We start from the raw sequence: 18,335 nt of genomic DNA on the forward strand, positions 1-18,335 counted from the left end.
AGGCCGCTAGTGATCCCCATCACTGCAGTCGAGAGCCATAGAGTTCCGGTTGGAGAGACAGAAGACATTACTTGAGTAGTAGAAGCACAGAGCCGGTATTCTATTCTCAAACCGCCCATGTTGGCCCGGGTTTTCTAACTGATCCTAAGCTCACCGCACGATAAACTCGGCATGAAGTGCGCCAGCAGCTTTGATGCTCTTCAGAATGTCGATCATGTCGCGCGGAGCGACACCTAGTGCATTCAACCCACCGATGACTTCCGACAAAGACGCGCCGTCCGGTATTTCGGCCAACCCTGGCCCTTCTTCGTCTTGAATGTCGACGGTCGTCCTAGGAACGACCACCGTTTCGCCTTCTGCGAAGGGATTTGGTTGAATTGCGATTGGCTGCTCTTGTATGCGAAGTGTCAAATTGCCCTGTGAGACAGCCACGCGAGAAATGCGTACGTCACTTCCCATGACAATCGTTCCAGACCTTTGGTCGACAACAACGCGTGCCTTTCGCTCAGGCTCAACTTCAATGTTTTCAATCCTTCCGAGCGCATGAGCAACTGATCGCATACCTGTCCGTTCTACGTCCAAACTTACAGTGCCAGAATCCAACATGGTCGCAACACGGCGCCCAAAATTGGCGTTGATTGCAGTTTCGATGCGGGCAGCTGTTGTAAAATCTGCATCGCGCAGCGCCAAACGCATGTCTGCCAAGCTGCTCAATTGGAAATCAATCTCGCGCTCGACCCGCGCACCCGATGGGATGACGCCGGCGGTTGGTACACCCTGGGTGACCCGGGCGCCGTCACCTTCTGCAACAGCGCCACCAGCAATGATGGTGCCCTGCGACACAGCATAGATTTCTCCGTCCGCCGCGTTCAATGGGGTCATGATGAGCGTGCCACCCAAAAGGCTCTTGGCGTCTCCGATCGCAGACACGGTGACGTCGATTTGTGATCCTGCGCGCGCGAATGGAGGCAGGGTCGCAGTTACAAACACCGCCGCCACGTTCTTGGGGCGAAACTGTTCCCCTGTGACGTTCACGCCCAATCGTTCCAATATGTTTGTCATGATGTCTTCGGTGAACGGCGCGTTTCGCAGCCCGTCCCCAGTGCCGTCGAGGCCGACAACCAAGCCGTATCCGACGAGATCGTTTCCTCGAACGCCATCGAATTCAACCAGATCTTTGATGCGGATCGAACTGGCTATGGCCGCATGCGCGGAAAAGACCAAAATCAAGAGTCCAAAAAGAAACCTCATCTGATGAAGTTCACAAAAGACAGATCGGACATGCGCGCGGTCAAGGTGTACAGGCTTTGAAGCTGAAATTGTACGGCCTCCAGGTTTGTTGCGGTTTCGTAAGGATCGGCCTGTAGCAGAGCGCCCTTGGCAAGTGTCAGGGCCGTTTCTTCGGTGGCATTGCGCGTCATCAAGGTGTCTATCCGCGCCTGCGCCGCACCCACATTAGCGCGTGTTGCGGTCAGCGATGATTGAACGGTGAACAATTCCGATCCGGTCTCGGCCAACAGTGTCTGTTGTTCTTCCGTGCTCAGCCCAAGTGACGCGCTGCCAGCGAGTGCAGCCAGCGCCGTATTCATCAAAACATCCCGAATGACCGGGTCATCTGCACGCAATTGAACGCTTACCGCTTCGTCCTCCGACACTCGAAAGGCATTGATGTCAGTGTCGGCACCGCCATACGCCGTCGCCGTGAAACCTACCGGGTCGTCAAACCACGCTTGCGCCGCTGCTCTGATAGTGTCTGCGGATGTTGCGCCTGCGATTGCGGTCCTCAAACCAGTCAGGATGACATCCGCACTTTCGATCGCCTGTTGGTCCGACGCGGCGCCAGAAAACAACGCGCGACCGCCTGTGGCTGTGTTGAGCGTGCTGACAATGGCGCGCAGGTTTGTTTCCGCATCCGTCGACAATTGATCCAAAACGGGGCCCAACGCGCTACCAGCGGTGGTGACCAATGCACTGCCTAGTGAGCCGACATTTGTGTCGATACGCTCCAAAGCGATCTGAACGCTGTTCGTAAATTGCGCCGCTTCGGATGCCGCGACGCCATAGCCAGAGAGGGTGCGTAGATCCTTTTCGATGTCTGCCAAATAGCTGACATTTCCAGCCAAAACGGATTTCACATCGCTGACCTGTCCCGTGGCCAACTCTTCGTTCAATCGTGTCATGTCAGCCTTCAATGCCGCGCCACGTCGTTGCAGCATGAAGGTCTGGGCCAAGTCGCCGAGTGAAAAATTACTCATCTTCAGATCCTCAACAACGAGTCGAACATTTGGTCGACGGTTTCGATCACGCGCGCGTTGGCGGCATAGGCTTGTTCAATGATCATTAGGTTTTGCAACTCGACATCGGTATCAACGCCCCCTGCCAATTCGCGCTGTGTCAGTTCATAGAACTGGGTCGAAGCAAAGCTGAGCTTTTGATCCTCGCGCAGTCGGTCAGAGCCAAGTTGCGACGCGACACTTGCAATCATGTCGCCCGCGGACAAGGCGGATGCTCCAAAGCTCCCCGAAGTTGCAATTCTTGGATCCGACAAGGCGGCGTTCAACGCATTGAGCAGGGTGGAATCGCCAACCGGTCCGGGTGCCACCGATCCCAATCCGTCACGCATCATGCGCGTTTCTCCGGACTGTGTTGGATCGACCAGCGCGTTGATGCTCAGGCGATTGGCCAGACCGGTTTCTGCCGCTGGATCAAGTGGTGCCCCATCATCCGTGAAAAGGCCCGGATCGCCGGGGGACAACGTTGGATCCACGGCGGCATCTTCGAACCGTTCAACAAGATTACGGGCAAGCGCGTCGATTTTTGACTGCGCCTCTGGCGCCAATTCATCGCGTATTTCGAATTGCGCGCCCAAGGTGCCACCTTGCAAGCGACCGCCCGTCGATGTGGTGTTGACCGCAAATCCGTTGATGGTGAGGCCGGACAAAGATCCATCGTCGATCGACATATAGGGTGTGACGACGTTTGACGTCTCAAACCCAATTTCTGCTGCACGCCCATCGATCAAAATGGCGCCCCCGGTCGAATACAAGGCAACAGCGCCGTGATCGCGTTCGATCATACGGACCGGCACCATTTCCGAGATCTCGTCGATCAACACCTGCCGTTGATCCTGCAGGGCGAATGTATCCGCGTTCCGCGCATCTGCGCCCGAGATTTGCGAGTTTAAAAGTTGAACCGCCTGCAAGGCGTCGTTCAGGCGCGTGACCTGAGCGCCAATTTCACTGTCGGCCGCTGTTCTGGCGGTCTGGATGCCGTCCGCAACAGAATTCACCGCCACCGCCAGGTCACGTGCGCTGTGCGCTGCAGCGTCCAGGCGTTCAGCTGCATCCGGGCGGCTTGCCGCCGTGATCAAACTGTTTTCAAAATCCGCCAAACGGGCAGACAGGGACCCGGATTGATCCGGCGTTCCGATCAGATCCTCGATCCGGGACAGGTAGTTGGTCGTCGCTGACCGGTATCCAAACTCCGATCCCGCAAGCCGACGGTCAGCGATCACCTGGGCGTCGACATGCCGCTGGATGCCGTCGATCCTGACGCCACCCGCTGCGCCGATTTCTGATGAGGATACCGACAAAGTGCGGCGCGCATAGCCCGGTGTGGATACATTTGCGATGTTGCTTGAAACAAGCTCCGACGCACGGCTCGCGGCGCGCAGCCCCGACATGGCAGAATTCAGTGCACTTGTTATGGTCATGACACGGCCTTCCGATGGGTCATTGGGCTACGCGCTCAGGTCAGCGCTTGATGTTGGTGGTTTCCTGCAACATCTCGTCTACGGTCTGGATCACCTTGGCGTTCGAGGAATAGGCACGCTGGGTCTGGATCATCGCGGTCAGTTCACCCGCAACATCCACGGCGCTTTCTTCACGTGCGTAGGAAACGATATCGCCTGTTGGCCCGTCACTCGCATCCCACAGGAAAAAGCTGCCGCTTTCGGGTGAGGGCAGATAGGTCTGCTGATCCAGTGCTACCATGCCGTTGGGGTTGGGCAAGTCGACCAGCGGGATTTGATAGATCGTCCGGTTGATGCCAGTGTCAAAGAACGCTGTGACAAAACCGTTCGCGTCCACTTCGACGTTGGTCATGTTGCCCACCGGCGACCCGTCTTTGGAGATCGAAACCGGCGCAAAGCTGTCGGACAGCTGTGTGATGCCGTCACTGTCGCCCAGCATGCCGATGTCAATTTCCAGCGGCCCACCTTCGGCGTTCACGATGATCGACCCGGTGGCCGGGTCATAGGCGCCGCCGCTGGTTGTGGTCACCGACGCCAACGTGCCACCCGATGTGCGGCTGTCATCAAATGTCAGCACATATTCCCCGATCACCGCGCCATCCAGCGCCGAGTCGGTCAGTTGAACCGTCCATTCGTTGGACGATCCCGTGGCCGGAACAGTTGGGGTAAAACTGATATTGATGTTTTCGGACGTGCCAAGATTGTCGAAATACTCGACAGACAGATACTGCACCTCGCCTGCGGCACCAGCGTCCGTATCAGTCGCGGGTAGGTTCACACCCAGTGACATCTGCGTCGTCGGCTCACCCGAGAACTGGTTCACGTTGATCTGAACCGGCTCCAACCCTGCGGATGTATCACGCGGGAAATTCGGAACATTTCCATCGGGTTGTGCGGGCCAACCCAGCAGAACAAGCCCGGATTCAGAGACCAGGTACCCTTCGGCGTCCGTACGGAACGACCCGGTTGTCGTCAGGTGCATCAATGGATCGCCGTTGGCGACCTCGATATCCGCGGCCTGCGCAACAGGCAGCATGCCACGGCCCCGCACCGCCAGATCAGTTGCGTTCGATGTCGACACCAGCGAACCGCTCTGGTCGATGACCCGCGACGTGGTCGCACGCACACCACCCGCGGAATATGTCCCGCCAGAGGACGAAATCACCATCGAATGGAAATCCGTTTGAACCCGTTTGTACCCGTAGGTCGAAGAGTTCGCGATATTGTCGGAGATGGACGCCAAACGCGTCGCGTTCGACTGAAGCCCTGCAACGCCTGCATTGAGGGACGAGGAAATGGTCATGGACACGCCTTTCTGCTGTATCAACCCGAATTGGGTCCACAGATAGGCGCGCCTGCTTAACGTAGGGCTAACAGATAAAATCCGACCTATATCACTCGCGCAAAAGCACGATTTCCAACCGGTTGTTGCGCGTGGCCATTGGGTTCGCCACAGCTCTTTCGCGATCGGCATGCCCTGTGACACGCTGGATTCGCGCGTCGGCGACACCAAAATCCTCAAGCAATTTGCGCATGGTGGTCGCGCGATCCGCCGACAGTTTCCACGTAGACCGCTCCGCCACCACAATCGGCTGCGCCTGAACGTGGCCGCCGATGGCGATCCCGTTTTCGACCATGCGGGTCGATTCCGAAATCAGGCGGGCGAGGTTTTCCAACAAAGGTGTCGGTTCATCAGTCGCGCCTTCGAACAGAGGCGTGTCATCCAGGGCAAAGATCTCGATCACCAGCCCTTCGTCAGTTAGCCGCGTAGTGATGTGCTGCATCTCGTTGTCCATCACCTTGGATTCGCCGCCATGCCCGATCAACTGGGCCTCAAGGGACTCGAACGCTTCGTCCTGCGCGGCCAAGGCATCGCCTGTATCGGACATGCCGGTTTCGCCGCGGGCCTGACGTGATTCCGTCGGTCGCTGAGACGAGGCACCAGTGCCATTCTGCGGCAAAGTCACCTCGGAAAACACGCTGTCGCCGCCAAAACTGCCATCACCACCGCCCGACACCCGGTTGATCGGGATCGTCGGCGAAAAGTAGTCGGCAATGCCCTTGCGTTGCTTTTCCGTTGTCGCGTTCAGCAGCCACATCAACATAAAGAAAGCCATCATCGCGGTCACAAAGTCCGCATAAGCCACTTTCCAAGCGCCACCATGGTGACCACCGCCACCGACGACCTTTTTGCGCTTGATGATGATTGGCCGCACATTTGCCTGCGCGCTCATATCCCACACCTCATTTTTCACCCAAGCCAAGGGGTAACGCATCCGCTGTTACGGCAGGCTTAACATCTCGAATTGTCGGCAAATGTCTTGCGGCCTTGTGTTGTCGTGCGGTGCCTGCGCACTGTGCGGCATGACCTCTGCAACCCATGACAGCACCTATTCCTGGACGCGCTTGTGCCTGACCTTGATGGTTGCCTTGGTGGCGAACGCGGGTATGTGGGCGATCATCGTGATCATGCCCGCCGTGCAGGCCGAGTTCGGCGTCAGCCGCGCGGATGCCAGCCTGCCCTATACCCTGACGATGATCGGTTTCGCGGTGGGCAACTTTGTTGTCGGGCGCGCGGTGGACAAATGGGGCGTTACGCCGGTGCTGGTGGTCTGCGGGTTGATCATCTCGGGCGGCTACGGCCTTGCCATGCTCAGCGGGTCGATCCTGTGGCTGTCACTGGCACAGCTTGTGGTGGGCTTTGGCACCTCCGTGGGCTTCGGACCGCTGATCGCGGACATCTCGCACTGGTTCATGAAACGGCGCGGCATCGCCGTGGCGATCGTGGCCAGCGGCAACTACCTGTCGGGGGCGATCTGGCCGCTTGTCCTGGCCCGCGTCCTGGCCGAGGACGGCTGGCGCGCCAGCTACGCGGTGCTGGCCCTGGCGACGCTGGTGGTTGTGCTGCCGCTGGCCTTTGCCCTGCGGCGTGCCGTGCCGGACACCGCCCACCAAATGGCCGAGGCCGCCGCCCTCTCCAACGCGCAATCCTCCGGCCTGTCCTCGCGCGCGCTGGCCTGCCTGCTGGGGCTGGCGGGCGTCGGGTGCTGCGTGGCGATGTCAATGCCACAGGTCCACATCGTCAGTTATTGTGTCGATCTGGGCTATGGTCCCGCCGTGGGCGCGGAAATGCTGTCTCTGATGCTGTTGGGCGGCGTGGCCTCACGGCTGGTCTCCGGCCTGCTGGCGGACAGGCTGGGGGGCGTGCGCACGCTGCTGCTGGGGTCGGTCCTTCAGGCCATCGCGCTGGCGCTCTACCTGCCGTCGGACGCGCTCATCTCGCTCTATGTGGTCAGCCTCGTCTTTGGCCTGTCCCAAGGTGGCATCGTGCCCAGCTATGCGCTGATCGTGCGCGAATACATGCCCGCGCGGGATGCAGGCACGTGGGTCGGCTTTGTGCTGATGGCGACGATCATGGGCATGGCGCTGGGCGGATGGATGTCGGGCTGGGTCTATGACGTCACCGGCAGCTACCAAATGGCGTTCTGGAACGGCATCGTGTGGAACGGGCTGAACATCGCGATCATGGTCTGGCTTTTGGGCCGCAGCCGCCCGCGCGCACCGGCTCAGCCCTTGTCAGGCACCATCTGACCGGTCAGGTGATCGGTCCCGCGCGCGCGCGCCAGGGCCACCTGTTTCTGCCGCTCCCGGAACCGCGCCTTGTCGGCATCCGTGGTCTCGGCGACACAGTGATGACAGCTCACGCCCTGCTCGTATTCCGCCCTGTCGCGATCCTCGGGCAGGATGGGCCGCCGACACGCATGGCACAGCAAATGCGGCCCCACGGCCAAACCGTGCCCGACACTCACCCGCCCGTCAAAGACGAAACAGGACCCGTCCCAGGTGCTCTCGGCCTCCGGCACCTCTTCGAGGTATTTCAGAATGCCGCCCTTCAGGTGGTACACATCCTCGACCCCCTGACCCAGCAGGTAGTTCGTCGACTTTTCACAGCGAATGCCCCCGGTGCAGAACATCGCCACCTTCTTGTTGTGAAACCGATCCTTGTTCGCCTCCCACCACGCCGGGAACTCGCCAAAGCTGGCGGTCTGCGGGTCGACCGCGCCCTCAAAGGTGCCAATCGCCACCTCGTAATCGTTGCGCGTATCGATCACGACCACATCGTCGCGGGTGATCAGGTCATTCCAGTCGGCGGGTTGGACGTAGTGCCCGGTGCGCGCGGCCGGATCGACATCCGGCTGGCCCATGGTCACGATCTCGCGCTTCAACCGCACCTTCATCTTGCCAAAGGGGGGCGTCGGGCTCTGGCTTTCCTTGTGCTCCAGATCGGCGCAACCGGGCAGGGCGCGGATATGCGCCAGCACCGCGTCAATGCCCGCACGCGGCCCCGCAATCGTCCCGTTGATCCCCTCGGGCGCCAGCAACAGCGACCCGCGCACACCCTGCGCCGCGCACAGGTCCAGCAACGCAGGTTTCAACCCGGCGGGATCGGCAAAGCGGGTAAAGTGGTACAGGGCGGCGATGGTGAACATGTGGCGGAAATAGGCGATGCCCCGGCCCTTGTGCAAGGGGTGGGGCGATGCAAAGAAGGGACCAACAGACGCAGGAGAGCCCGAAATGACCCATGCCCTGATCGTAATCGACGTGCAAAACGACTTCTGCCCCGGCGGCGCGCTGGCCGTACCGGGCGGCGACAGCATCGTGGCAGGGATCAACGCGCTGATGGATACGGCCGAGGCGGTTGTGCTGACGCAGGACTGGCACCCAGGCGGCCATTCCTCATTCGCCAGCAGCCACGCAGGCCGCGCGCCCTATGACCTGATCGACATGCCCTACGGCCCCCAAGTGCTCTGGCCCGACCACTGCGTCCAAGGCTCGGACGGCGCGGCCTTCCACCCGGACCTGAACGCCGACCGCGCCGACATGATCGTGCGCAAGGGCTATCGGCCCGAGATCGACAGCTACTCCGCCTTCTTTGAGAACGACCAAACAACCCCCACGGGCCTCGACGGATACCTGCGCACGCGCGGTATCACAGCTCTGACCATGGTGGGGCTGGCCACGGACTTCTGCGTCAACTTCTCGGCGGTGGATGCGGCGAAACTCGGCTTTGACGTCACCGTCCGCATGGACCTCTGCCGCGCCATCGACCTCGACGGATCGCTTGCCGCCGCCCGCGACGGCATGGCGGCAGCGGGTGTCACGCTCACCTGACTTGCCCTTGCGCCCCCGGTTCGGCACAACTGTGCACGCAGTCTCAAGGAATACTCCATGGTCGATATCGCCACCCGTGTCTGGAACCACAAATGGAAGATCGACCCCATCGTGCGGTCGCTCATCGACACGGATTTCTACAAGCTGCTGATGTGCCAATCGGTGTTCCGCAACAAACCGGACACCCAGGTCACCTTTTCCCTGATCAACCGATCCAAACACGTCCACCTCGCCAAACTGATCGACGAAGGCGAGCTGCGCGAACAACTGGACCACATCCGGTCCCTGTCGCTGAAGCGCGGCGAAAGCACGTGGATGCGCGGCAACACGTTCTACGGCAAACGCCAGATGTTCACGCCCGAATTCATGGACTGGTTCGAGGCCCTGCGCCTGCCCACTTACCACCTCGAGCGGCGCGATGATCAATACGAGCTGACCTTCGAAGGGTCCTGGCCCGAGGTCATGCTGTGGGAAATCCCTGCGCTCGCCGTACTGATGGAACTGCGCGGCCGCGCTGTCCTCAACGAGATGGGCAAGTTCGAACTGCAAGTGCTCTATGCCCGCGCGATGACCAAGCTGTGGGAAAAGATCGAGCAGCTCAAAGGCCACGAAGGGCTGCGCGTGGCGGATTTCGGCACCCGGCGGCGGCACTCCTTCCTGTGGCAGGACTGGTGCGTGCAGGCCATGGGCGAGGGGCTGGGGTCCCAATTCGCCGGCACGTCCAATTGCCTGATCGCCAAGAACCGCGACCTCGAGGCCATCGGCACCAACGCCCACGAACTGCCCATGGTCTATTCCGCGCTGGCGCAGGACGACGCGGCGCTGGCCCGTGCGCCCTATGACGTGCTCAGCGACTGGCACGACGAACATGACGGCAACCTGCGCATCATCCTGCCCGACACCTACGGCACCCAAGGGTTCCTCGACAACGCGCCCGACTGGCTGGCTGGCTGGACCGGTATCCGCATCGACAGCGGCGACCCCGCCACCGGGGCCGAGGTCGCGATCAAGTGGTGGCAGGACCGCGGCGAAGACCCCCGCGACAAGCTGGTGATCTTCTCCGACGGGCTGGACGCGGCCAAGATCATCGAGCTGCACAAGCAGTTCAAAGGCCGGGTCAAGGTATCCTTCGGCTGGGGCACGATGCTCACCAACGACTTCAAGGGCCTGACCCGCGACGACCGCCTGGCCCCGTTCTCGCTGGTGTGCAAGGCGGTGTCGGCCAACGGCAACCCGACCGTCAAACTCTCCGACAACCCGAACAAGGCGATGGGGCCAGAGGACGAGATCGCCCGCTACAAGCGCGTATTCGATGTAGGCGCGCAGGATGCAATGGACGTGGTTGTATAGACCTGCGGTTGAAAATGCCGCGCGTTTCCGAATTTCGGACAATTGCCTAAAATTGACCACATTGTGCGTATAGCCGTCGGCCCAAGTTCAAAAAGAAACGGGCAGATTAATGCAACGCACTCTCCTAATTCCGTCATTGGTCTTCGTGGCTGCGCTTGGGGCATGCGCGCCGGGTGCGCAGGATACAACGCGCCTTGATACCGGGTTGTTGACGGCATCGGCGTCCGATGTGGACGCCACCGAGATCGAGGATCAGGCCGAGGCGTTGAACCGGATGGCACGCGACCTCGTGCGCCGCTCGACCGCGAAATCAGCGGCACAGGGTGCCTTGGTCGGGTGCAGTATCGCTGTCGTCACCAACGCGCCAAATCGTTGCGTGACAGGCGCCGCAGCAGGTGTCGCAACCGGCGCGATTGTCGGCCACGCCAAGGGCAAGCGCGAAGTCACCAAGCGGGTCGAACTGGTATCCGCCAATGCGCTGGTGCGCAGTGTGCGCGGCATGAACGGCCAAATGGACACGCTGCAACTCAGCCTGCCGGACCTGCTGGCCGAACAGGACGCAGAATTGCAGGACCTGAAAATCCGCCGCGACGCGCAAGCCCTGTCACAGGCCGATTACGAGACCGGCGTTGACGCCATCCGCCAAAGCCGCGCGCGCATCGCCGAGGCGCTGACCGCCACAATCCACAACGCCGAACAGGCCCACGCCAACCTCGAGGACGCCACGCGTCAGGGGCAGGATGGACTTGACTGGCACCTCAGCGCCACGTCGCAACTGGCCCGCGAGGCACACTCCGCCCGGTCGAGCATCTCACTGCTCTGACCCGCGCTGCATCCGGCGTTCCCGCCACAGGATCATCAGCCCCCCGGCCGCAATCAACAGCGCGCCGGGGAACAGCGCATCCCAGGGCGCTTCGGCAAAGAACACCCAGCCCAGCACAAAGGCCAGCGGGATGCCGAAATAGCTGAACGGGGCCAGATTGCTGGGTTCTGTCATCCGGTAGCTGACCACCAGCAACAAAACCGCCGTGCCCCCGAACCCGCCCATCGCGACGATCCAGCCGAAATCGGCAAGGCTCCGGATCGGGGAAAACCCGCCCAGTGCCAGCGCCAGCAGCACCGAACACACCAGCGCCGCCGCCGAGGAATAGAGATTGACCAGGGGCGTCGGCACATCATCATCCACCGTCCGCGCCTGCACCGTCACCAGCGCATATAGCGCCGCCGCCCCCAGGGGCAGCAAGGCCACGGGCGTGAACGCATCCGACCCCGGACGCAACACCAGCATAACGCCGACAAACCCGATGCTCACCGCACCCCAGCGCACCAACCCGACCCGCTCGCCCAGCAACGGCACCGATAAGGCGGTCAGAAACAACGCATTGGCATAGGTGATGGTCGAGGCGGTGGCGAATTCCATCTTGCCCAGCGACAGGTAGAAACACAGCTGCGCCAACGTCACCACCGCACCCCGGCTCAGGCCCAGCTTCCACTGCCGCATCCGCATCCTGCGCCCCGACTGGTGCCAGCCGCGCGACATCGCCAAGGCAACGACCGCCGGGATGATCCCAAAAAGGTTGCGCCAGGCCGACAACTCGGCGGCACTGTAACTGGCGGACAGATGCTTGATCACCAGCCCCATCGCATCAAACAGCACCAGCGCCATAAGACTGAGAACAATGGCAAGGCCGGTGCGGTCGGTGGGGCGCATGATGTCCTGCGGGAAAAGGGGTCGCGCCAGCTTTGATCGCTTTGCCCGGCTTTGTCACCCCATGACCAATCTCGAAGTGAACATGCAAATTGTCGCTTATTCCCGAACAAATGCCCCATGGCCGCCACATTTCAGGGGCATGTTATCAACAATACACAAGCAAACAGAGCTATTGAGCAGAACAATGAAACATACCTTTTTGATTATCGCACTGGCCGCCATCAGCGGTGTCGCCGCCTGCGGAGGCGGGTCACACGACGTGACTCAGGACAATTTCAAACCCTTGGGAATCGGCAGCTACAGCCCGGACTATTCCGGCGGCACCTCGACACGCTCGTCCTTCGACCTGCTGTCGCTGGGTTAATCCGTCGGATCGACCCGTCCGCGCATCACTTTGACCTCGCCGCGGACTTTCTTGGCCTTGAGCCTGCGCTTTTTTGATCCCAGCGTGGGCTTGGTGGCGATGCGCCGTTTTGGGGCGACCATCGCCTTTTGCACCAGATCGATCAACCGCTGCCGCGCAATATCGCGGTTGCGGGCCTGACTGCGCGTCTCGTCACACTGAATGATCAACGCCCCCTCAAGGGTCCAGCGCCGCCCCGCCAACCGCTTGAGCCGCGTCTTGACCGGACCGGGCAGGGACGGCGACCGCGCCGCCTCGAACCGCAATTCGACTGCGGTGGCAACCTTGTTCACGTTCTGCCCACCAGGCCCTGACGCCCGGACAAAGCTCTCGCTCAGCTCCCAATCCTGAATACTGATATCGTCACTGATCCGCAGCATACCGTGTTCATCCCATGGAACCCGCACCGGTGAAAGCGCGTTTCCCCTCCAACGCACATTAACGATGGAGAGCAATCATGTTCAACACACCGGGTATCACCCAGATCGCCACCGACCGCCCCGACCTCTATGCCTTCCGCATCAGCGGCAAGATTTCCGACGACGCGATGGAGGCCATGGCCGAACACATGAACGCCGTGTTCGACGCACACACGGACAAGGTGGACATGCTGATGATCTTTGACGGCTTTGAGGGGACCGAATTTGGCGCAAGCTGGGACTGGGACGTGATCAAAAGCCGCTTCCGCGCGCTTAGCCATGTCGACCGCTACGTCGTCGTCAACGCGCCGGGTTCCGCGGACCAGATGATCGACATGCTCGACAGCATTCTGCCCGTGCAGGCCGAAACCTTTGATGACGTTGCTCTGGCCTGGCAATCGCTGCAGGCCCGCGCCATCGCCGCCTGATCAACACACCAACGAAAAAGGGCCGCTCCTCACCGGGGCGGCCCTTCTCGAAATGTTTCGGAGGTTGTGTCGGTTAGGTCAACCGACCAACTTGGCGGTCCTCACCGCAAAGGGTTGCCTCAGCAGGCGACCTCCCAAGTTGTTCCGACACCTCTCTCCAATACCTTTCTTGACACTGGATCACCTCCTTCCGATTTGTTGAACTCAACCCGATGGTGGCACAGCGCCGATGAAAGTCAACGAATTTCGGCAGCCGTCGGCGCATTCGCCGTCAGCCAGCGGAACGGTGCCAACGCAATAAGCGCGAGGCTCAGCTTGACCATCCAGTCGGCGACGGCCAGCGACACCCACAACGGGGCTTCAGGTCCCACACCCAATAGCGGCAGAACCTCACCGGCCCAGGACACGTCATTGCCCGGCTCCAGCATGGTCAGGCTTGCCGAAAACGCGACGGTGAAAAAGATCGCCGTGTCCACCGAACTGCCGATGATGGTCGAGGCCAGCGGCGCTTTCCACCACGCACCCCGGCGCAGCGCCGAAAAGATACCGACATCCAGCAACTGCGCGGTAAGGAAGGCAAGGCCCGACCCGATGGCAATGCGGAATGTGACAGCCGGATAGGTGAACCCATCGCCCTGCAACATGATCTGGGTGCCGATCAGCGAACAGAACACGCCGACGATAAAGCCGACGAACACAACCGTGCGCGCCGGACCCGCGCCATAAACGCGGTTCATGATGTCAGTGACCAGAAAGGCCAGCGGATAGGTGAACGCTCCATAGGTCAGCCAGTTGCCGAACAGGAACTGGACCAGAACGTTAGAGGCCACAACGATGATGGCCATGGCAATAATGCCGGGAAGGTGTGCGCGTGTCATAATAAGGTGCCCGTTTTTGCAAGGTTGCGGCGACTTGGCCCGGCGACATGCCGGACGGGCGCTCTCTAGTCGCAGGTGCCGCCCGAGGCAAGCGTTTCCGTCAGGGCGTATTCCACCAGTTCGGTGCGCTGCACGGAGAGAAAGTTGTCGTCCGACACCATCGTGAGGCAGGTCGCCCCGCTCTCCGATTGCCAGATCGCCAGCCCTTCGAGGTTGTCGTGCCGCCCGGCGGGCGTGGTCAGCAGGGTGTCGATTGTATCCGGGGCGTTAGGGTCGAGGCGGCGAATGCGGCTGCGGAACCCCAGCGGTGTGAACGCGCGTTCCAGAACATAGAGCAACCCGTCCGGCCCCACATCCGCCCCCGCAGGCAGGAACGGACCCTCACGCGGCAGGGTGGCGGCGATGTCCCACGCACCGTCCCGATACCGATAGACCGGAAACCCGCGCGCGGGGTCACCCGACCGTTCGGGCAGGGTGTAAATCGTGCCATCCGGCGTTGCGGCCAAGGCCTCCAGCGACCCGTTGGGCGGATAGGTGGCAAAGTCGGGATGCGGTGGAACCTCGGTGCCGTCATGGGCCACAATCGCGCCCGGTCCCTCATAGCTGAAAAACAGGGTGTCGCCACTACGGGCCAGCCCTTCGCTGTCGCGGGCCGGATGAGGCTGCGTGGTCTTGTCGATCTCGACGCGCCGCGTGGTCCGGTCCAGCGTCAGCGCAAAGGCGGCCCCCCGGTCGGACAGCACCACAGCGGCACTGCCGTCCACCATCTCGATGGCCGACAGACCCCCAAAATCCCGCCGCTCCGAAGACAAAGGCCATGTCTGCACGTGGCTCAGAGTGTCCGCAGCGCCGGTTCCGGCGATGCAGATCAGCGCGAGGCCAGAACGCCAGCGCATTGTTGCGGCAAGTCCCCGACACGCAGCTCGCGGCGCGGTTTCGGGGCAGGGGCGTTGGGATTTGGCGGCGGTGGGTTCAGGATATTGTCGACCCACTGCTGTGCGTCGGCGCACCCATCACCGGGTGGGGGCGGTGACTGGTTGACACACGCACTGTCCCCACGGGGACAGTTCAGCCGTACATGGAAATGATAGTGATGCCCCCACCACGGTCGCACCTTGCGCAGCCACGACCGATCCCCCTTGGCGTCCTTGCACATCTGCACTTTGGCGCCGGGAAAGACAAAGATGCGCGCGGTGCGCTTGTCTGATGCGGCGGCCTTGATGATCTCGTGATGCGCGCGGGTCCAGTTGGAATTGGTGTAGGCCCCGTTGGCCCGGCGGGTCGAGATCGAGCTGATGTTCTCGCGCTCTGCAGCGCTCAGGGTCAGGTTGCGCGCAGGCAGCATCCAAATGTCGGCATCCAGCCCAATCTGGTGACTACGGTGCCCGGTCAGCATCGGCCCCCCACGCGGCTGGCTCATGTCACCGACATAGAGGCCCGCCCAACCCGGCTGCGCCGCGGCCTTGCGGCTCAGATCCTGCACATAGTCCACCAGTTCGGGATGACCCCAGTTGCGGTTCCGCGACAGGCGCATCGCCTGCCATGTCGGCCCGGTCTCGGCCAGCTGTTCGGCCCCCGCGATGCAGCCCCGCGCATAGCCACCCAGCGGCGCAGGTGCCTGCGCCGACGCGCGGCGCTTGGCCCCGAATTGACCTTTGGCAATGTTCTGCAACGTGGCCGGATCGACATCCGGCAACGGCGTGCCGTCAATGTTCGTATCCGCCCCGCCCGCACAGGCGCACAAGACAAGTGTGGCAATCAGCGATAGCGAACGTCGAACAGAAGACACAATCAAACCTCACCTTTGGGATTGACCCAGCGTAGCATGATCAGCCCCAAAAGGAAGAGAAAGAGCAGTGGCGATACCCCGAGCTGCGTGCTGCCCGTGACCGCTGTGGCGACACCGATCAGGAACGGTGCCATGAACGCCGTGGCGCGCCCCGTCAGGCCATAGAGGCCAAAGCTCTCGGTGGGTGCGGCGGGATCACTGTGGCGCACCATCAAGGTCCGGCTCGCAGCCTGGATCACGCCACCCATACCACCGATCAGCACGCCGCAGATGTAGAACACGATATCCGGCACAGCGGACCCTGCGGCCAACTCGATCCCGAACATGCTGTCGCGTGACAGGTTCACCAGCATGAAACACACGCCCATCAGCACCCAGATCGATGCAATGACCACAGGCTTGGGGCCAAACCGTTTGTCCGCAACACCGCCCACATAACTGAACACCGACGCACCAATGGCCGCGATGATCCCGAACACACCGACCTGCACAACGCTGAAATCCAGCACCAAAAGGGCAAAGGTCCCGCCAAAACTGTAGAGCCCGTTCAACGCGTCACGATAAAGCATCGAAGACCCGAGATAGGTGAACAGGCTCCGCTTGGCAGGCAGGGCGCGAATGGTGCGCCAAAGCCGCGACAGCGCGGCCGCAACCGAGGTGCGCGCATCCGTGGGCGCCACATCGCGCACCCACAGGAAATAGGGCACCATGAACACCACGAACCAGATCGCTACAAAGGGTCCGGCACTGCGCGTGCCTTCACGCGCCTCCGCGTCCAGCAGACCAAAGAGCGGGTCCAACCCAATCAGCGTCTTGCCATTCGGCTGCTCGACAAAAATCAGCAGGATCAGGAACAGCGACAACACCCCGCCCGCATAACCAAAACTGAATCCCGATCCGGAAATCTTGCCAATTTCTTCGTCCGTGCCCAGCGTCGGCAACTGCGCATTGATAAAGATCAGCGCAAATTCAGCCCCGATAAACCCAAAGGCAAAGGCCATCAGCATCCACGTCAGGTTGCTGCCATCCGGGGCCGTGAACCACAGGCTGCCCGCTCCCGCGACCAGCATCAGCGAAAAGCCTATGACCCAGGGAATCCGCCGCCCACCCGTGTCCGCCATGGCCCCCAGGATCGGCGCACCAAAACCGATCAGCAACCCGGTGATTGTCAGGGTAAAGGACCACATCGCCTGCGCGTTGGCCTTGGCCAACTCCGTCTCGATCCCATCGGCCATGAAACTCTCGCTGGCCAGCGAGACAAAGAACGGCCCAAAGATAAATGTCAGCAGAACGGTGTGGTACGGTTGGCTGGCCCAATCAAAAAAGAACCATCCCCAAATGCGTTTCTTCAGGCTGATCTCTGCCACGCCCCGTCCCCCCGTTTTTTGTTAACGGGACCAAAGCAGGCCGAACGCCCAGTAGCAAGGAAAGGTTTACGCGACGCTCTTGAGTGGCGCAGGCGTGGTGTCCTGCATGGGGGGCCAGGGGCGCTGGGCCTCGGCCTTAATCCACGCGGCGATCCAGTCCGGGATGGGCGGCGACACCGCGTCTTGGCCCATGGCTTCGAGCACCTTGTGCGGCGGCACGATCCCATTCTTGTCCGTCACCGCTGAGCGATAGAGCACGTGGCTCGCACATTCGCCATCGGGCTTCCACATCGACTGTTCGAGATAGGTGAACTTGTCATCCCAGCAGACCGCGCGGCTGCGCATCTCGAACTTATGAAACGCGTGCAACCTTCGGCGATAGCGCACGGACGATCCCGCCATGGTCAGGCCCCAGCGCTGTTTGCGCAGGGTATCGATCAGCCCGACCCGCTGGCCCAGACCCAAACGGCCCAGATCATAGAGCGTCAGCGCCCGCCCGTTGTTCAGCTCGAGAAACCCATCCAGATCCCACGGCCACACACGGTGCTGCGTGACATGCAGATCGGTCAGCCCAAGGGGCGGCTGACGGCGGGCTTTCACCATCTCTTTGGCAAGGCGGACAAATGGAAACATGGGCTTAACTCCTGTGGTCTTAAAATGCGGCGCTGCGGCGAAAATTCAATGCCTGGCCTGCGTGACCTTGCGCCACATGCGCCTTCGGCCTAGGTCTTGTGCACAGTCAAAAGGAGCCCGCGCATGCTGGTGATCTATCAATTGCTCGACCTGATCCTGGGCGTCGTCTACTGGATCATGATCATCCACATCATCATGAGCTGGCTGATCAGCTTTCAGGTGCTCAATATGCACCAGCCCTTTGTCGGGCAGCTGTGGACCGGCCTGAACAAGCTCTTGGAACCGATCTATCGCCCGATCCGGCGGTTCATGCCGGACACGCATCCGCTGGACCTTGCGCCGCTGGTGGCCTTTGTCGGGCTGATCGCCCTGCGCAGCATCATCCTGCCCGCCATTTTCTTGTAAGCCCGCCGCGCGCAGGTCTTGTTCACGCG

At 61.3% G+C, this 18,335-nt stretch carries 20 protein-coding genes; 7 read left to right on the top strand and 13 right to left on the bottom strand.

Annotated elements, in window-relative coordinates; all coding sequences use genetic code 11:
* Positions 1-150: 150 nt before the first annotated feature.
* From Q0936_RS16815 to Q0936_RS16835, 5 genes are all read right to left on the bottom strand, one after another.
* Positions 151-1,251, bottom strand: coding sequence for a flagellar basal body P-ring protein FlgI (locus Q0936_RS16815; RefSeq protein WP_299295686.1), 1,101 nt, complete (start codon positions 1,249-1,251; stop codon positions 151-153).
* Positions 1,248-2,255, bottom strand: a complete 1,008-nt coding sequence (locus Q0936_RS16820) for a flagellin (protein ID WP_299295688.1) — start codon at positions 2,253-2,255, stop codon at positions 1,248-1,250. Before Q0936_RS16820 ends, Q0936_RS16815 begins: the two co-directional genes overlap by 4 nt.
* A 2-nt stretch (positions 2,256-2,257) precedes the next feature.
* Complete coding sequence (gene flgK / locus Q0936_RS16825) at positions 2,258-3,712, bottom strand: flagellar hook-associated protein FlgK (RefSeq protein WP_299295690.1); 1,455 nt, start codon at positions 3,710-3,712, stop codon at positions 2,258-2,260.
* 40 nt (positions 3,713-3,752) lie between these two features.
* Positions 3,753-5,054 (bottom strand): flagellar hook protein FlgE, encoded by a 1,302-nt coding sequence (locus Q0936_RS16830; protein ID WP_299146122.1) that lies wholly within the window; start codon positions 5,052-5,054, stop codon positions 3,753-3,755.
* Between the two features lie 91 nt (positions 5,055-5,145).
* A complete protein-coding gene (locus tag Q0936_RS16835; protein ID WP_299295692.1) occupies positions 5,146-5,985 on the bottom strand; it encodes a flagellar motor protein MotB in 840 nt (279 codons plus the stop codon).
* Between the two features lie 130 nt (positions 5,986-6,115).
* On the opposite strand from Q0936_RS16835, the gene Q0936_RS16840 reads away from it, so the two are divergent.
* The gene (locus Q0936_RS16840) at positions 6,116-7,342 is read left to right on the top strand and encodes an MFS transporter (protein ID WP_299295695.1); all 1,227 of its coding nucleotides are present in this window, start codon (positions 6,116-6,118) and stop codon (positions 7,340-7,342) included.
* Here Q0936_RS16840 and Q0936_RS16845 read toward each other — a convergent pair.
* Positions 7,318-8,241 (bottom strand): rhodanese-related sulfurtransferase, encoded by a 924-nt coding sequence (locus Q0936_RS16845; protein ID WP_299295758.1) that lies wholly within the window; start codon positions 8,239-8,241, stop codon positions 7,318-7,320. The genes Q0936_RS16840 and Q0936_RS16845 overlap by 25 nt on opposite strands.
* A gap of 85 nt (positions 8,242-8,326) precedes the next feature.
* Here Q0936_RS16845 and pncA point away from each other — a divergent pair, with 85 nt between their 5' ends.
* The 3 genes from pncA (at position 8,327) to Q0936_RS16860 (ending at position 11,096) form a co-directional block, all read left to right on the top strand.
* The gene (gene pncA, locus Q0936_RS16850) at positions 8,327-8,923 is read left to right on the top strand and encodes a bifunctional nicotinamidase/pyrazinamidase (RefSeq protein WP_299295698.1); all 597 of its coding nucleotides are present in this window, start codon (positions 8,327-8,329) and stop codon (positions 8,921-8,923) included.
* Positions 8,924-8,980: 57 nt separating this feature from the next.
* Positions 8,981-10,273, top strand: a complete 1,293-nt coding sequence (pncB, locus tag Q0936_RS16855) for a nicotinate phosphoribosyltransferase (protein WP_299295701.1) — start codon at positions 8,981-8,983, stop codon at positions 10,271-10,273.
* A 109-nt stretch (positions 10,274-10,382) separates the two neighbouring features.
* The gene (locus Q0936_RS16860) at positions 10,383-11,096 is read left to right on the top strand and encodes a hypothetical protein (protein WP_299295703.1); all 714 of its coding nucleotides are present in this window, start codon (positions 10,383-10,385) and stop codon (positions 11,094-11,096) included.
* Here the strand turns inward: Q0936_RS16860 and Q0936_RS16865 are convergent.
* Positions 11,085-11,984 (bottom strand): DMT family transporter, encoded by a 900-nt coding sequence (locus tag Q0936_RS16865; RefSeq protein ID WP_299295706.1) that lies wholly within the window; start codon positions 11,982-11,984, stop codon positions 11,085-11,087. The genes Q0936_RS16860 and Q0936_RS16865 overlap by 12 nt on opposite strands.
* A 184-nt stretch (positions 11,985-12,168) precedes the next feature.
* Between Q0936_RS16865 and Q0936_RS16870 the strand changes: the two genes are divergently transcribed.
* Positions 12,169-12,348 (top strand): hypothetical protein, encoded by a 180-nt coding sequence (locus tag Q0936_RS16870; protein ID WP_299295708.1) that lies wholly within the window; start codon positions 12,169-12,171, stop codon positions 12,346-12,348.
* On the opposite strand, the gene arfB is transcribed toward Q0936_RS16870, so the two are convergent.
* Complete coding sequence (gene arfB, locus Q0936_RS16875) at positions 12,345-12,767, bottom strand: alternative ribosome rescue aminoacyl-tRNA hydrolase ArfB (RefSeq protein ID WP_299295711.1); 423 nt, start codon at positions 12,765-12,767, stop codon at positions 12,345-12,347. The two genes, Q0936_RS16870 and arfB, sit on opposite strands and share 4 nt — an antisense overlap.
* Positions 12,768-12,844: 77 nt before the next feature.
* Here arfB and Q0936_RS16880 point away from each other — a divergent pair, with 77 nt between their 5' ends.
* Entirely contained in the window at positions 12,845-13,234 is a 390-nt protein-coding gene (locus Q0936_RS16880; protein WP_299295713.1) for an STAS/SEC14 domain-containing protein, read from the top strand.
* Positions 13,235-13,470: 236 nt separating this feature from the next.
* On the opposite strand, the gene Q0936_RS16885 is transcribed toward Q0936_RS16880, so the two are convergent.
* The 5 genes from Q0936_RS16885 to Q0936_RS16905 form a co-directional block, all read right to left on the bottom strand.
* A complete protein-coding gene (locus tag Q0936_RS16885; protein WP_299146112.1) occupies positions 13,471-14,112 on the bottom strand; it encodes a queuosine precursor transporter in 642 nt (213 codons plus the stop codon).
* 65 nt (positions 14,113-14,177) lie between these two features.
* Positions 14,178-15,008 carry an esterase-like activity of phytase family protein gene (locus Q0936_RS16890; RefSeq protein WP_299295715.1) on the bottom strand — a complete coding sequence of 277 codons (831 nt, stop codon included), beginning with the start codon at positions 15,006-15,008 and terminating at the stop codon, positions 14,178-14,180.
* Positions 14,981-15,901 carry a penicillin-insensitive murein endopeptidase gene (gene mepA, locus Q0936_RS16895; protein WP_299295718.1) on the bottom strand — a complete coding sequence of 307 codons (921 nt, stop codon included), beginning with the start codon at positions 15,899-15,901 and terminating at the stop codon, positions 14,981-14,983. Before mepA ends, Q0936_RS16890 begins: the two co-directional genes overlap by 28 nt.
* Before the next feature lie 2 nt (positions 15,902-15,903).
* The gene (locus Q0936_RS16900) at positions 15,904-17,268 is read right to left on the bottom strand and encodes an MFS transporter (protein WP_299295721.1); all 1,365 of its coding nucleotides are present in this window, start codon (positions 17,266-17,268) and stop codon (positions 15,904-15,906) included.
* 66 nt (positions 17,269-17,334) lie between these two features.
* Positions 17,335-17,901, bottom strand: a complete 567-nt coding sequence (locus tag Q0936_RS16905) for an acyl-CoA thioesterase (protein ID WP_299295723.1) — start codon at positions 17,899-17,901, stop codon at positions 17,335-17,337.
* A 123-nt stretch (positions 17,902-18,024) separates the two neighbouring features.
* Here Q0936_RS16905 and Q0936_RS16910 point away from each other — a divergent pair, with 123 nt between their 5' ends.
* On the top strand, positions 18,025-18,306 hold the full coding sequence (locus Q0936_RS16910) for a YggT family protein (RefSeq protein WP_299146107.1): 282 nt from the start codon (positions 18,025-18,027) through the stop codon (positions 18,304-18,306).
* Positions 18,307-18,335: the final 29 nt, after the last annotated feature.

This window comes from uncultured Tateyamaria sp., from assembly GCF_947488715.1.
Lineage (GTDB): Bacteria > Pseudomonadota > Alphaproteobacteria > Rhodobacterales > Rhodobacteraceae > Tateyamaria.